Consider the following 13,518-nt stretch of genomic DNA (forward strand, 5'->3'; position numbering starts at 1 on the left):
CACGAATGCGCGAGAATAGGCACATGCTAGCACTGGCCTGTCATTGCGAATGACCAAGAAACCCGCTCCAAAACCCATCCGCCCGGTGTTCCGTGGCCCCGGCCAGGTCCGGATCATCGCCGGGCGCTGGCGCGGCAGCAAGTTGCCGGTGGGTGACGCCAGCGGGCTGCGTCCGACGTCCGACCGGGTTCGCGAGACTTTGTTCAACTGGTTGATGCCGGCCTTGCCCGGCGCACGAGTGCTGGATCTGTTTGCCGGCAGCGGGGCGCTCGGGCTGGAGGCGGTTTCCCGTGGTGCGGCGTCAGCGGTGCTGGTCGAGCGCGACCCCCGGCTGGCGGAAAGCTTGCAGGCGACCACCGAGCGGCTGCCGGGCGGCGAGGTCGCCAGCATCATCCGGGCGGACGCACTGGTCTGGCTGCCGGCGCAACCGCGCGCCAGCTTCGATATCGCCTTCGTTGACCCGCCATTCGCTTCCGGGCAGTGGGAGCCGGTGTTGGCGGGACTGCTGCCGGTGCTGGCCAACGATGCCTGGTTGTATGTCGAGGCACCGCTGGCCGAGCCCATTGTCCTGCCGCACGGGTGGATACTGCACCGCGAGGGCCGCACCCGCGAGGTACGGTATGCCGTGTATCGGGGTGCCGGCATCGCGGCTGACCAGCAAGACGCCGGTCGCGGTTGATACACTCCCCCCAACCCCGGGAAACCCGGGTTCCAAACTTCTTGAGCTCGCCATCAAATGACTCCGGCCCGCCACCGCATCGCTGTCTACCCGGGAACGTTCGATCCGGTGACCAACGGCCATATCGATCTGGTCGACCGCGCCGCGCCACTGTTCGATCGGCTCATCGTCGGAGTGGCGGAGAGCCCGAGCAAGAGTCCTGCCTTGCCATTGGAACTTCGGGTCGAGTTGGCGCAACAGGCGCTGGGTCACCACGCCAACGTGGAAGTGTGCGGCTTCGACTCCCTGCTGGCCCACTTCGTATCCGGTCTGGGGGCAGGAGTACTGCTGCGTGGCTTGCGTGCAGTGTCGGATTTCGAATATGAGTTCCAGATGGCCAGCATGAACCGCCATTTGATACCGGACGTGGAGACGTTGTTCCTCACTCCCGCCGAGCAGTACAGCTTCATTTCATCATCGCTGGTGCGCGAGATTGCCCGCCTCGGGGGTGACGTCTCCGGCTTCGTGCCGCCGGCCGTTGCCAAGGCGTTGCAGACGCAGTGGCAGCGTAGTGACGTTTGAGTAGTTGCCGTACCGACACCGTTCCAATTGAACTTGTCCAATTGAACTTGATATTTGACCGAAGGGGAATATGCCATGAACACCACCACCCGCCTGATCCTGATTGCTCTGCTTTCGATGCCGCTGCTGGCAGCCTGCGACAAGGCCGACAAGGCCGAAGAGACCGAAGTCGTGGTGAAGGCACCGTTGACTGCGCCGACCACCAATGACGACAACGCCTGGGGCAGCTATCTGTCGCAGGTAGTGACCAGCAACATGGGCGAGGTCACCAACAGCCCGTATCTTTACTACTTGCCCGGCAGCGACAGCGTCGGCTTCGAAGGTGCCCATGAGCGCCTGAAGGAAGAGATCGAGATCGCGATGCAGCGTGGCATCGTGGAAGGCAACCTGGTGGCGTTTGGGTCGCCCGAGTCGGCGATGATGGCCGATATCGTGGTAGGTGCCTTCGCCAAGGTCGACCCGGGTTCAATGAAAAACGTCAGGCTGCTGTTCATCGGTGACGCCGCCGATAATGACCGGGTCAAGGCTGCCGTCGAGCCGTCCGGTGTCGTGTACGTGTTTGTCGAGGCGAAGTAGTCTTCTTTCGACAGGCATCCTTGAAACTGTAATCAACGGATCCTTTCGCGGGCCACGGCGCCGCGTCATGCCATGGCCCTGAAGATCAACGAAATTTGCGTCAATTGCGACGTCTGTGAACCGGCCTGTCCCAACGGGGCGATTACCCAGGGTGAAGACATCTATGTAATCGACCCGGGGCTGTGTACCGAGTGCGTGGGACATTTTGACGAGCCGCAGTGCGTGGTCGTCTGCCCAGTGGAATGTATCGACCCGGACCCGAGTTTCCCGGAAACCCATGAGCAGTTGCTTGGCAAGCTGTTGAGGTTGCAAGCCGGTGCCGGGTAAATCCATCGCCATCTAGAGAGGGCAGATTGATGCGCAATGCACCACGAACGGTAATGCTGGCCAGCTTGCTGGCCTTCGCCACACTCACCGTCGGCCTCACTGGCTGTGTGAGCTCGCCGGAGCAGGCACCGGCGCCCCAGCCCGCCACCAACACCCCGCCCGGGGCGGTGATCGCCAGTGCTCATTCGCTTGCGACCGAGGCCGGGCTGGACATCATTGCCCAGGGCGGCAACGCGTTCGACGCCGCGGTCGCGGTGTCGGCGACGTTGTCGGTGGTCGAGCCGATCAGCTCCGGGCTGGGCGGCGGTGGCTTCTTCCTGCTTCACGACGCCAGTACCGATAGCGACATATTCCTCGACGCCCGCGAGACGGCACCGATCGTGGCGACGCCGGAGGCCTACCTCGACGAGGACGGCGAACTGGATCGCGACCGGGCGACCAACGGCCCGTGGTCGGCCGGTATCCCGGGATTGCCGGCCGCGCTGGTCGTGCTGGCGCAGGACTACGGCGAGCTGCCGCTGGCAACCACGCTGGCGCCGGCGATCCGTGTTGCCCGTGATGGCTTCCCGATATACGAGCGGCTGGAGAAGGGTTACGCGCGTCGCAGCGAGGTGATGGAACGCTATCGTGGCACCCGCGAGGTATTCCTGGCCGATGGTGATCCGCCCAAGGTCGGCGAGATCCTCAAGCAGCCCGACCTGGCTCGCACGCTGGAGTTGCTGGCAGCGCATGGCCATGACGGCTTTTACCGCGGTGAGGTGGCCGACAAGCTGCTCGCCTCGGTGGCGGAAGAGGGTAGTCACTGGACTGCCGCCGAGTTGGCCGGGTACCAGGTGCGCGAGCGTGAACCGATCAGGTTCGATTACCGCGGTTGGCAGGTAGTTACCGCGCCGCCGCCGTCATCGGGCGGGGTTGCACTGGCGCAAATGCTGCAGATCCTGCAGCCGTGGGACTTGTCCCAGCTCGACCAGACCGAGCGAACCCACTTGGTGGTGGAGGCGATGCGCCGGGCTTACCGGGATCGCACCATTTATCTTGGCGACCCGGATTTCGTGCAGATGCCGATCGCGCTGTTGACCGATCCGGCCTACGCGGCCGGCCTGCGCGCGACCATCCACCCGGACAAGGCGACTCCCAGTGAGCTGCTTTCCGGCCAGCCAGTGCCCTTCGAGGATGACGAGACCACCCATTTCTCGATCATCGATACCGAAGGCAACATCGTCTCGGCAACCCAGACCGTCAACCTGCTGTACGGCTCCGGGTTGATTGCGCCCGGGACCGGGGTGATCCTCAACAACGAGATGGACGATTTCGCGCTCAAGCCCGGTACGCCCAATGCGTTCGGGGTGATGGGTTTTGCCGCCAACGCGGTCGAGCCGGGCAAGCGCATGCTCAGCTCGATGACCCCGACCTTCATCGAGTCGCCAGACAAGCTTGCCGTACTGGGTGCGCCCGGTGGCAGCCGGATCATCACCGAGGTGTTGATCGGCATCCTGAGCTATGACGCCGGCCTGGACGCACAACAGGTCGCCGCCGAACCGCGCATCCACCACCAATGGCTGCCGGACGTGATTGCCGCCGAACCGGACGCACTGGATGCCGACACCATCAAGGGTTTGCGCGCGATGGGCCACACGGTCAACACCGGCGAGGGTACCTGGGGCAACCTGCAAACCGTTGCCTGGGACAAACAGACCGACACCCTGGACGGCGGCACCGATCCACGCAATCCGGTCGGCTCGGCCGAGGTACAGCTCGACGGGCGTTGAGCGCTGAACGGACGGTTTCCTTGCGCATCCCGATCGCCCATCATGATCGGGATGCAGCCATGACTGCGAGCTTGTGGAGTCGAAGATGAAACTCTGGTCGCTGATCGGCAACAGCCAGAAACTCGATGGTGGGGCGATGTTCGGCAACGCGCCGCGAGCAATGTGGAGCCAGTGGGCGCCGCCCGATGAGCAAAACCGCATCGACCTGGCCTGCCGCGCGCTGTTGGCCAGCCCCTTGGCGGGCAAGACGGTGTTGTTCGAGGCCGGCATCGGCGCCTTCTTCGAGCCCAGGTTGCGCGAGCGTTATGGCGTGGTCGAGGATCGCCACGTGCTGCTCGACTCGCTGGCCGAGGCCGGCTTCAAGCCCGGCGACATCGATGTGATCGTGCTGTCGCACCTGCACTTCGACCATGCCGGCGGCCTGCTGACCCAGTGGGAAGAAGGCCAGTCGCCGCGGCTGGTGTTCCCGAATGCGAGTTACGTGGTGGGCCGGGAGCACTGGCAGCGTGCCACCGCGCCGCACGCCCGCGACCGCGCCAGCTTCATCCCCGAGCTGCCGGGGTTGCTTGAGGCCACTGGCAAGCTTGAGCTGGTCAATGGCGAGTTCTCGCAGACTCTCGGCAAGGCGGTGCGCTTCCATTACAGCGACGGCCACACGCCGGGCCTGATGTTGGCGGAGATCGTCGGCCCGGAAGTCATCGACGGGCAATCCCAGGGCGGGGTGGTGTTCTGCGCCGACCTGGTCCCCGGACGGCCGTGGGTGCATGTACCGATCACGATGGGGTACGACCGCAATGCCGAGTTGCTGATCGACGAGAAAAAGACCTTCCTGGCCGACAAGATGGCGCGCAACGTGCGCCTGTTCTTTACCCACGATCCGGGTTGCGCGCTGGCCCAGGTGACCCGCAACGAGAAGGGCAGGTTCGGCACCAGCCACGAGGTGGCGGAATTACGGGCGAGGACGCTGGCCGCATGAACTGGCGGCCCGGCCTGGCGGCATGGGTGCTGGTGACGGTGGCGACACTTGCGCCGTGGCCGGTCGGCGCGCAGGTGCCTGGCCGCACGGCGGCACCGGCGCAGACGGTCGCTGCCCGGCCCGTGGGCGATCCGGTGCCGGGCCGCGTGCTTGAAGACACCGAATTTGGCGTGCGCACCGACCAGTTCGGGCTGGATCGTCGGGTTGAGATGTTCCAGTGGTATCGCAACCGCGATGGCAACTATGAGCGAGTCTGGAAACCGGCTTTGATCGACTCATCGGCATTCGCGCCGGGCCACAAGAACCCTGATGAAATTCCACTGCAAGGCCAGCGTTGGTGGGCTACCGACGCGAGTCTGGATGGCAGGCCGCTCGACCTGTCGGTACTGAAAACACTGGGCCAATGGGAGGATTTTCGGCCGGGTTTCTCACGCTTGCGAGCCAACCTGGCGGCCACCTTCCAACCGGAAGGCGACGGTCTTGGAAGCTCCGACAATCCGCTCGACCCCAAGATTGGCGACTTGCGAATCCATTGGCGGCAATTGCGCCTTCCCGAATTGGCGGGGCATGTCGAGCTGGAGGATGGCAGCTGGCAGCTGGCGGCCAGGCCGGAGCTGGACATCCAACCCCCACGGCCCTCGCAAGCGGCGGCCCAGGACTCTCTGCAGGCCGGAAACTTTGGCCGCTGGTTCTGGATATCCGGCGGCGGACTGGTGCTGCTATTGGCGCTCGCCATGCTGTTGCGCGGCCGATCCAAACGCTAACTTTTATCCTCCCCGGCATGCCCTGGTCTACCTCGGCGCCGGCAAATGCGGGAGTCAGCCGCGCCAGTAGTTATTGGCCGCGGCCACTGTCTGGAAATTGACCGCGATTACCTGGGATGCGGCCGTCAGCGCCTCGGCGGATTGTGCGTAGGCAGGTCGCAGTGCGTGCAGGACTTCGCCATCGGGTTGGGTGTACTTGACCCCGCGACGACTGAGGGTGATGGCCAATTCAAAACCTTCTTGCGCTGTGCTGGTGATGAGTGATGGCAACCATGTATCAGCCATGTCCGGTCTCCTGTTGGATGGGTGGATCGAGCGAAGTGGAGCCATAACTCTAGCCGAAGCCGACCCAGGCACTAGCGTGCATTCACTGCCCGACGAACGGATCATCGGCATCGCGACCATCCGGCTGCGGCTTGTCCGCCGTGTCGCGGGCGGTCAGATCATGCGTTGCAGCATTGGCGCTCTTTTGAATCGCCGTTCATGGATTGCTCCTGTTTTTGATCTGGAATGATTAAGCGCGCCGGTTGCTCAGCTGAAGCGGAATGCCGAAATGGTGGTTTGCATGACCGTCTCCGAGTAGACCTTTTGGCCACTGGAGTCGGCGCCGGCACCGGCAGCGACCAGCAGCGGAATCAGGTGCTCCTCGCCGCCCGGGGGATGGCACAGGCGCGCGTGCGGCGCCTGCGTCCAGTCCTGCAGCAGCGCGTTGCGTTCTGCAGGCGCGCTTTCCACGGCGGCGGTCAGCCAGTCGTCGAACTCGGCCGAGATCGGGGTGAAACGCGGATCGCCGTAGCCGCGCATGTTGTGGAAGCTCATGCCGCTGCCGATGATCAGCACGCCCTCGTCGCGGAGCGCCGCCAGTGCGCGGCCCGCTTCGATGTGCGCACGCGGATCCAGGTCGCGGCGCAGGGACAGCTGGATCACCGGGATCTCCGCCGCCGGAAACATCAGCTTGAGCGGGATGAACATGCCGTGGTCGAAGCCGCGTTTACCGTCCACCCCGGCCGCCGCCCCGTCCTGGCCAAGCAGCTGAGCGACCTGCGCCGCCAGCTCCGGGTTGCCGGGGGCGGGATACGTCAGCTCATAGGTGTGCGGCGGAAAGCCGGAATAGTCGTAGATCAGCGGCGGACGGGCGTGGCCGGTGACGCTGAACTGCGGCTCCAACCAATGGCCGGAGACCAGCACGATGGCCTTCGGCTGGGCCGGCAGCGTGTCGGCCACGCCCTTGAGGAAGCCCGCCATGCGGGTCCAGGTGTCGGCCGGGTTCCAGTCCATGAAAAAGCAGGGGCCCGCACCATGCGGGATGAAAAACACCGGCATCCTTGCGTTCTTGCCGGCGCTGGGGCTGTTGTCGTTGTTCACCGTGGATACCTTTGCCTGATTCATGACTCCAGTATGGGTAGCAACCGGGTGATGGAGAACCGACTAAGATTCACCAACACTTCGCACTGATAGTAGGAGCTGGTATGGATCGCGTCACCAGCATGCGCGTCTTCGTGCGGGCTGCCGGCGTCGGCAGCCTGTCCGCCGCCGCCCGCCATTTGGGCATGTCGCCAGCGATGGCGACCAAGCATGTCAATGCGTTGGAAGCACGTCTGGGCGTCAAGTTGTTCCACCGCACCACGCGTCGCCTCAGCTTGACCGAGGCCGGCAGCAATTACCTCGAGGCCTGCCAGCGCATCCTTCCGGAGATCGACGAGGCCGAGGCGGCGGCCGCGTCACAGCGCATCAAGGCCACCGGGTTGCTGCGCATGAACGTGCCGCTGTCCTTCGGCAGCCGTTTCATCGCGCCGCTGATGCCCGAGTTCAGCCGACTGCACCCGGAGGTGAGGGTCGAGCTTGGCCTGAGCGATGCCCAACTGGACCTGATCGCCGACAGCTGGGACCTGGCCGTCCGGATCGGCCGGCTGGCGGACAGTCCACTGCAGGCCCGCCGGCTCGGAGACGCCGCGATGCTGGTCTGCGCGGCACCGGATTACCTCGACCGCCGTGGCGTGCCGCGACGGGTTGCCGAGTTGGCCCAGCACAACTGCCTGAGCTACACGCTGTCCGCCATGCAGGACAGCAAGCAGTGGGCGTTCGGCGCGCACGGCGAGTTCCGCGTGCCGGTCGGCGGCGACCTGCTGGCCAACAACGGCGATGCGCTGCTGGCCGCGGCGGTCGGCGGGCAGGGCATCATCTACCAGCCGGATTTCATCGTCGGCGAGGCGCTGGAGCGCGGTAACCTCGTCGTGCTGGAACTGGATAAACCGGTGGTGGAACTCGGCGGTATCCATGTCCTGTATCCGCCCGACCGGCGGCCGCCAGCCAAGGTGCGGGTCATGATCGACTATCTGGCGGAGGCCTTCGCCAAGAATCCGCGCTGAGCGTCGCCAGCCTCGTTTTCCGCTTCCCGTTTGGCGTCGGCGTGTACCTGCGGATCGGTGCCGGCATCGACAGCTCCGGATGCCGATGCAGATCCTGGTAGATTGTCAGCAGCTCCGGAGCCATCCCTTCGAACCCCGCTTCGAGCGCGTGGGTCTACGGGTTCATGTCGATACGGTCAGCGGGCCGGGGCCACGCGCCAGATCGTGTTGGCCAGGTCGTCGGCGATGATGAGCGCGCCGCGCGGATCCACGGTCACGCCGACCGGGCGGCCACGGGTCTTGCCGTCCTCGCCCCGGAAACCGGTGGCGAAATCGATCGGCGGACCCGCGGGACGACCATTGCTGAACGGCACGAAGATCACCTTGTAGCCGACCGGGTTCTTGCGGTTCCAGCTGCCGTGCTCGCCGACGAATGCGCCGTCCGCGAATTGGGCACCCATCGTGGGTGTGGAGAAATCCAGACCCAGCGCGGCCACGTGCGTACCCAGGGCGTAGTCCGGAGTGAGCGCGGAGGCCACCTTTTCCGGGTTCTGCGGCCGCACGCGCGGATCGACGTTCTTGCCCCAGTAGGCGTAGGGCCAGCCGTAGAATCCGCCTTCACGGACCGAGGTGAGGTAATCGGGCGGGAGGTCCGGGCCGAGCTCGTCGCGCTCGTTCACGACCGCCCACAAGACGTCCGTTCCCGGCTGGATGGCAAGCGCGGTGGGGTTGCGCAGGCCGGTGGCGTAGACCTTGTGCGCGCCGGTCTGGGCATCCACCTGCCACACCTGTGCGCGGTCGACCTCGGCGTCCATCCCGCGTTCGGTGATGTTGCTGTTGGAGCCGATGCCGACGTAAAGGAAACGTCCATCCGGGCTGGCGGTCAACGCCTTGGTCCAGTGATGGTTGATTGCCGACGGCAGCTCCGTGACCGTGACCGGTGCCCCGCTGGCCTTGGTCTGGCCATCGTGGTAATCGAACCGCACCAGCGCGTCCTGGTTGGCGACGTACAGTTTGTCGCCGATCAACGCAAGCCCGTAAGGCGCGTTGAGGTTTTCAGCGAAGACGGTCCGCTCCTTGTAGCTGCCGTCGCCATCGGTGTCGCGCAGCAACGTCAAGCGGTTGCCGCTCTTGACCGTGGTGTTGCCCTTGGCCTTGATGCTGCTGGCAATCACGTCCTTCGGTTTCAACTTCGCTGCGCTGCCACCGCGGCCTTCGGCAATGAGGATGTCGCCGTTGGGGAGAACCAGGGTCTGGCGCGGGATATTGAGGTCGGTGGCGATGGCCGCGATCGTGTAGCCCTGGGGCACGGTCGGCAGTTGGTCGCCCCATAGCGCCGGCTTGGCAATGGTCATGTTGGGCAGCAGCCGGGTCTGAGCGGCCGGGATGTTCGGATCGGCGCCGTACAGATCCGCGTCCGAGCTGCTGTTGCTGCCGCCACATGCGCCCAGCAGGGTCGTGATGGCAAGGGCGGTCAATAGGCGTTTCATGCTGCACCTCCGGCACGAAGATTGGAGAACCCGACCCAGGTCGCCGCGCATGCAAGCACGGTAACGATCACGGACAGGATGAGGCTGGTCGGCATGATCCCGAACGCATCCTTGGCGTGGATCAGGGAGTCGATGAAGCCCACCACGAAGGTCGCCAGCAGAAGCAGGACGTAGACGAGCGGGCGCCCGCCGCGGCGATCGCCACGGAACAGGTCGATGACGGCCCACAGCAGCGCGAAGCCGGTAAAAACCATCGCGCCGACGAGCAGCCAGGACGCGAAGTTGCTCCACTGGATCTGGTAGCTGCGGGCATAGGTGATATCGCTCAACAGGACGCCCAGGAACAGCGGGACGGCCCCGGCAAGCAGGAACGCATGAAACGGGTGTAGTGCCCTTTGAGACACTTGGTCGACAGTGACAGCCATGGCAGTTGTTCCCTTTGATGATTGAAACGAGGCACCCACTACTGTACCAGTGCTGTCGCGCGATACTTCCAACAGGAGGGCCCCTCCCAGTATCCAGACGCCGTTGTCATCGCGCTGTTACAGCGAGGTAGCAGACTTGCCGGTTTCGCAGACTAAGGTGCCACCGATGGCCGACTTCGATCTTTCCCGCCGCCAGATCCTCAAGGGCAGCGCGGCGGCCATGGCCATGGCCGCGATCGGCAGCCTGGGGGCGCTGTATTCCCGCCAGGCCCTCGCCGCCGCGAGCGGTGATGCGATGCGTCTGGGACCGATTGCCGGTCCCTACGGTGCGCTGGCGCCGGTGGCCGACAGCGCGACCGGGCTGGAGCTGCTGCAGTTGCCCCCGGGCTTCAGTTATACCTCGCTCGGTTGGGCCGGTGACCTGATGGATGATGGCCAGCCCGTGCCCGACCGGCACGACGGCATGGCGGTGCTCCAGCCTCAGCGCGAAGGTGGCGGCAACGAGCTGGTGATCGTGCGCAACCACGAGCGGGGGATAGGAACGCCGATCAAGGCGCCGGGCATGTACGACACCGGGCTGATCGGCGGCGGCGTTGCTGGCGGCGGCACCACCAACCTGACCTGGCGTGACGGCAAGCTGCAGGCGATGGAGGCGAGCCTGGGTGGCACCCTGATCAACTGTGCCGGCGGCCCGACCCCATGGGGAACCTGGCTGAGTTGCGAGGAGGTCAGCAGCAACGAGGTTTCAGCCGACGGCAACAAACACGGTTACGTGTTCGAGGTCGACCCCGACCCCGCACGCACCAGCGGGCGGCCGATCATCGGCATGGGCCGGTTCTCGCACGAGGCGGTAGCGGTGGATCCGCGCACCGGTTACGTCTACCTGACCGAGGACGACCGCAACAAGTCGGGGCTGTACCGCTACGTGCCCGACGACACCAGTGGCCGTAATGGTTCGCTGGCCAACGGGGGCCGGCTGCAGGCCGCGCGGGTGCAGGGCAGGCGCAACGCCGATCTCTGCGTGGCCGCGATCGGCGACCGTTACCAACTGGAATGGGTCGACATCGACGCCCCCGACCTGGACAACCTGGTCGCTCCGGCCAGCTTCCCGGACATTGACCCCGGGGATACCCTCAGCGGCCCGTTCGCGCAGGCCTGGACCCAGGGCGCGCTGCGCATGAGCCGCGGCGAAGGCATCTGGCACGCCGGCGACAGCCTCTTCATCGTCGACACGTCCACCGGCATGGACGATTCCGGCCGCAAGGGACATGGCCGTGGCGCGGTCTGGGTGCTGGACCTGCCCAGCCAGACGTTGCGCGCACTGTTCGTCAGCGGCAACCAGCTCGCCGCCAACAACCCCGACAACGTCACCGTCAGCCCGCGCGGCGGCGTCGTGCTGTGCGAGGACGGCGGCGAGAGCCTGGACCAGTACGGGCCTGGGGCGCGCGTACTCGGCCTGACCGGGGCAGGGGAGTCGTTCTACCTGGCCAAGAACAATGCCGAGTTGACCAGCAGCCAGATCGCGGGTGCCGGCAAGCAGGTTGCCGAGGGCGATTATCGTCGCGGCGAATTCTGCGGAGCGTGCTGGGATCCGGCCGGGGAGACGCTGTTCGTCAACATCCAGACCCCTGGCATCACCTTGGCCATCACCGGGCCGTGGCAACACGGGGGGCTGTAGGAAGGAGGCTCCCGACGCGCAAAGGCCGCCCTGCCACCACGCTGACATCCGCACGTCACAGGGTGGCGATAGGGTGGCGGGTTCATTCCCGTCCCGTAGCAGGATCCGCGCCGATGCCCCTCATCCCAAGCCTGTCGCCCATCGCCACCGCTTTCCTGGTTGCCATGACCTCGTATGCGGGGCCGGCCCTGGCCCACCAGCCGGCCGACCTGGCATTGTCTGACGGCAGTCGCGCCGCCAGCTGCACGTTGACGGCGTTCCGTGTGCGCTCGGACTTCGAGGCCGGACTCAACGTCGATACCGACTGGGCAGCCGCCACCAACGAGCAGGCCACGATCAACGCCGACCAGCCGTTCCGGGTGCGGATCGAGGTCGAGGCCGCCGATATGGCGGATACGCTGCGTCGCTTCTGGCTCCAGTACCGCCATAACGGCGGCGCATGGAGCGACCTTCAATCGGCCGAGTTCCCCTATCCGCTGGTGACCCCGCCGATCAGCGTGGTCGCCAACGAGGAATACACCCCCGGCGAGGCGACCACCGACCTGTTGACCGGCTCGTCCGCCCCGTTCCGCCCCGGTGCGGGCATGGTGCTGGACTCGACCACGCCGACCTGGAGCGGTGGGCAGGTGCATGGGGAATGGGAGTGGCCGCTGGTGATCCGCCGCTTGGCCGACGACGCGCATGCCAATGAGACCGGCGACACCTATGAGTTGCGCATGGTCGACACCGCCGGTGCCTGCGCAACCGCGGCCACACCGACCCTCACCGTGGCGGTGCCGGACGGGCTGCTCGGTGGCACCTTCGTCGAGACGCCCGGTCCGATCGGGCCCTGGCAAGCGTCCAACGGCGACCTGTATTTCATCATCGAACCGGCCGAGACCAGCAACGTGCTGATGGTGGTCAAGTCCAGCGATGGCGGTCGAAGCTGGGACGAAGTCGACGCCGCCCACCGTCCGGCGGCCGACGACCTGGAAGGCTTTTCCACAGTGTTGGCTGGCGACACCGTGCACATGCTCCACCAGACCTCCGACGACGTCTGGCACCACGCCTTCCGCACCTCCGACCACCCGACCCATCCGGATAGCTGGACGGTGCGCGACGAGCTGGTGGCCTCTCCGGCGGAGCCGCCGACCCAGGTCGCTGCGCTCGCCGCGCGTTCCGACGGTAGCCTGGTGGGCGTGTACGGCGGCCCGGAACAGATTCATCTGAAGATCCGCGCCGCCGACGGCCGCTGGGGCGCGGAGACCATCCTCGACGCCGACTCCGGGCCGCGCCTGTCCGGCCCGATGCTGGTCACCGGCAAGGGCGACGCCGTGCATCTGGCCTACACCGGCCACGACGGCACCGCCTGGTATCGCCTCATCGGGGCCGACGGGCAGCCCGGCCCGCGCGAGCTGGTTTCCGACCGGCTCGGTACCGGCGAAGACGATGTCGGTGCGATCCTGCCGCTGGTCTACCTGCCTCAGGACGACACCGTCATGGTGATCTACCGCCAGGCTGATGGGCGGCTGCGCGAGCGCCGCTCGGTTGCCGGTGGCCCGCTGGGCGAGGTCAACATGGTGACCGATCGCCACTTGGTACAGAACGCGGTCGACTCCGACCAGACCGGCGCCGACGCCATCGTTCTGGACGGTCGCGCACAGGTGCTGTTCATCGAGAACGCCAGCGGCCGCCTGTTCCACGCCAGCACCGATGCCGCCGGCAACTGGCAGCCGGAGACGCTGCAGGTCGACGAGGTCGATGCACAGTGGGTCCGCGGCCAGCCGGTTCGACGTGCCGATGGCACGCGGGTGTACGGCTACGTCTACGACGCCGGCTCCAACGGCGGCTCGGGCATGAACCGGTACGGCGAGGTGATACCCGCCGGGAACTGAACATGGCGACAGGTGGCATTGGGGTGACAACTGTCATCGGCAGGTCACGGT

15 protein-coding genes are annotated in these 13,518 nt (G+C 65.8%); 11 read left to right on the forward strand and 4 right to left on the reverse strand.

The window, feature by feature from the left end:
- The first annotated feature begins 49 nt into the window (after positions 1–49).
- The 7 genes from rsmD (at position 50) to ACW5DN_RS01905 (ending at position 5,652) form a co-directional block, all read left to right on the forward strand.
- A complete protein-coding gene (gene rsmD / locus ACW5DN_RS01875; protein ID WP_456961061.1) occupies positions 50–679 on the forward strand; it encodes a 16S rRNA (guanine(966)-N(2))-methyltransferase RsmD in 630 nt (209 codons plus the stop codon).
- 57 nt (positions 680–736) lie between these two features.
- Positions 737–1,240: a pantetheine-phosphate adenylyltransferase gene (coaD, locus tag ACW5DN_RS01880; RefSeq protein ID WP_456961062.1), complete on the forward strand. Its 504-nt coding sequence runs from the start codon at positions 737–739 to the stop codon at positions 1,238–1,240.
- A gap of 75 nt (positions 1,241–1,315) precedes the next feature.
- Positions 1,316–1,816: a hypothetical protein gene (locus ACW5DN_RS01885; RefSeq protein WP_456961063.1), complete on the forward strand. Its 501-nt coding sequence runs from the start codon at positions 1,316–1,318 to the stop codon at positions 1,814–1,816.
- A gap of 72 nt (positions 1,817–1,888) precedes the next feature.
- Positions 1,889–2,143 carry a YfhL family 4Fe-4S dicluster ferredoxin gene (locus ACW5DN_RS01890; RefSeq protein ID WP_456961064.1) on the forward strand — a complete coding sequence of 85 codons (255 nt, stop codon included), beginning with the start codon at positions 1,889–1,891 and terminating at the stop codon, positions 2,141–2,143.
- A gap of 29 nt (positions 2,144–2,172) precedes the next feature.
- Positions 2,173–3,912 carry a gamma-glutamyltransferase gene (gene ggt, locus ACW5DN_RS01895; protein WP_456961065.1) on the forward strand — a complete coding sequence of 580 codons (1,740 nt, stop codon included), beginning with the start codon at positions 2,173–2,175 and terminating at the stop codon, positions 3,910–3,912.
- A gap of 85 nt (positions 3,913–3,997) precedes the next feature.
- Complete coding sequence (locus ACW5DN_RS01900; protein WP_456961066.1) at positions 3,998–4,888, forward strand: MBL fold metallo-hydrolase; 891 nt, start codon at positions 3,998–4,000, stop codon at positions 4,886–4,888.
- Positions 4,885–5,652 carry a TMEM43 family protein gene (locus tag ACW5DN_RS01905; RefSeq protein ID WP_456961067.1) on the forward strand — a complete coding sequence of 256 codons (768 nt, stop codon included), beginning with the start codon at positions 4,885–4,887 and terminating at the stop codon, positions 5,650–5,652. Before ACW5DN_RS01900 ends, ACW5DN_RS01905 begins: the two co-directional genes overlap by 4 nt.
- 54 nt (positions 5,653–5,706) lie before the next feature.
- On the opposite strand, the gene ACW5DN_RS01910 is transcribed toward ACW5DN_RS01905, so the two are convergent.
- Positions 5,707–5,937 (reverse strand): hexameric tyrosine-coordinated heme protein, encoded by a 231-nt coding sequence (locus tag ACW5DN_RS01910; protein ID WP_456961068.1) that lies wholly within the window; start codon positions 5,935–5,937, stop codon positions 5,707–5,709.
- A gap of 76 nt (positions 5,938–6,013) precedes the next feature.
- Between ACW5DN_RS01910 and ACW5DN_RS01915 the strand changes: the two genes are divergently transcribed.
- Positions 6,014–6,166, forward strand: a complete 153-nt coding sequence (locus ACW5DN_RS01915; RefSeq protein WP_456961069.1) for a hypothetical protein — start codon at positions 6,014–6,016, stop codon at positions 6,164–6,166.
- Between the two features lie 17 nt (positions 6,167–6,183).
- Here ACW5DN_RS01915 and ACW5DN_RS01920 read toward each other — a convergent pair whose 3' ends face one another.
- Positions 6,184–7,041 (reverse strand): DODA-type extradiol aromatic ring-opening family dioxygenase, encoded by an 858-nt coding sequence (locus ACW5DN_RS01920; protein ID WP_456961070.1) that lies wholly within the window; start codon positions 7,039–7,041, stop codon positions 6,184–6,186.
- A gap of 80 nt (positions 7,042–7,121) precedes the next feature.
- Here ACW5DN_RS01920 and ACW5DN_RS01925 point away from each other — a divergent pair, with 80 nt between their 5' ends.
- Positions 7,122–8,021 carry a LysR family transcriptional regulator gene (locus ACW5DN_RS01925; protein ID WP_456961071.1) on the forward strand — a complete coding sequence of 300 codons (900 nt, stop codon included), beginning with the start codon at positions 7,122–7,124 and terminating at the stop codon, positions 8,019–8,021.
- Positions 8,022–8,197: 176 nt separating this feature from the next.
- Here the strand turns inward: ACW5DN_RS01925 and ACW5DN_RS01930 are convergent, their stop codons facing one another.
- Positions 8,198–9,490 carry a PQQ-dependent sugar dehydrogenase gene (locus ACW5DN_RS01930; protein ID WP_456961072.1) on the reverse strand — a complete coding sequence of 431 codons (1,293 nt, stop codon included), beginning with the start codon at positions 9,488–9,490 and terminating at the stop codon, positions 8,198–8,200.
- Entirely contained in the window at positions 9,487–9,915 is a 429-nt protein-coding gene (locus ACW5DN_RS01935) for a DUF2231 domain-containing protein (protein WP_456961073.1), read from the reverse strand. Before ACW5DN_RS01935 ends, ACW5DN_RS01930 begins: the two co-directional genes overlap by 4 nt.
- Before the next feature lie 166 nt (positions 9,916–10,081).
- Between ACW5DN_RS01935 and ACW5DN_RS01940 the strand changes: the two genes are divergently transcribed.
- Together ACW5DN_RS01940 and ACW5DN_RS01945 are read left to right on the forward strand one after the other, a co-directional pair.
- Positions 10,082–11,593 (forward strand): alkaline phosphatase PhoX, encoded by a 1,512-nt coding sequence (locus ACW5DN_RS01940; protein WP_456961074.1) that lies wholly within the window; start codon positions 10,082–10,084, stop codon positions 11,591–11,593.
- Positions 11,594–11,706: 113 nt separating this feature from the next.
- Positions 11,707–13,467: a hypothetical protein gene (locus tag ACW5DN_RS01945; protein WP_456961075.1), complete on the forward strand. Its 1,761-nt coding sequence runs from the start codon at positions 11,707–11,709 to the stop codon at positions 13,465–13,467.
- Positions 13,468–13,518: the final 51 nt, after the last annotated feature.

Source organism: Lysobacter sp. A289, assembly GCF_054072675.1.

Bases quoted from the DNA above. Each gene is read 5' to 3' on its own strand.
- ACW5DN_RS01940 (WP_456961074.1), top strand. From the start codon at position 10,082: ATGGCCGACTTCGATCTTTCCCGCCGCCAGATCCTCAAGGGCAGCGCG.
- ACW5DN_RS01885 (WP_456961063.1), top strand. From the start codon at position 1,316: ATGAACACCACCACCCGCCTGATCCTGATTGCTCTGCTTTCGATGCCG.
- ACW5DN_RS01890 (WP_456961064.1), top strand. From the start codon at position 1,889: ATGGCCCTGAAGATCAACGAAATTTGCGTCAATTGCGACGTCTGTGAA.
- ggt (WP_456961065.1), top strand. From the start codon at position 2,173: ATGCGCAATGCACCACGAACGGTAATGCTGGCCAGCTTGCTGGCCTTC.
- ACW5DN_RS01925 (WP_456961071.1), top strand. From the start codon at position 7,122: ATGGATCGCGTCACCAGCATGCGCGTCTTCGTGCGGGCTGCCGGCGTC.
- ACW5DN_RS01920 (WP_456961070.1), bottom strand. From the start codon at position 7,041: ATGAATCAGGCAAAGGTATCCACGGTGAACAACGACAACAGCCCCAGC.
- ACW5DN_RS01930 (WP_456961072.1), bottom strand. From the start codon at position 9,490: ATGAAACGCCTATTGACCGCCCTTGCCATCACGACCCTGCTGGGCGCA.
- rsmD (WP_456961061.1), top strand. From the start codon at position 50: ATGACCAAGAAACCCGCTCCAAAACCCATCCGCCCGGTGTTCCGTGGC.
- ACW5DN_RS01935 (WP_456961073.1), bottom strand. From the start codon at position 9,915: ATGGCTGTCACTGTCGACCAAGTGTCTCAAAGGGCACTACACCCGTTT.
- ACW5DN_RS01900 (WP_456961066.1), top strand. From the start codon at position 3,998: ATGAAACTCTGGTCGCTGATCGGCAACAGCCAGAAACTCGATGGTGGG.
- ACW5DN_RS01905 (WP_456961067.1), top strand. From the start codon at position 4,885: ATGAACTGGCGGCCCGGCCTGGCGGCATGGGTGCTGGTGACGGTGGCG.
- ACW5DN_RS01910 (WP_456961068.1), bottom strand. From the start codon at position 5,937: ATGGCTGATACATGGTTGCCATCACTCATCACCAGCACAGCGCAAGAA.
- ACW5DN_RS01945 (WP_456961075.1), top strand. From the start codon at position 11,707: ATGCCCCTCATCCCAAGCCTGTCGCCCATCGCCACCGCTTTCCTGGTT.
- coaD (WP_456961062.1), top strand. From the start codon at position 737: ATGACTCCGGCCCGCCACCGCATCGCTGTCTACCCGGGAACGTTCGAT.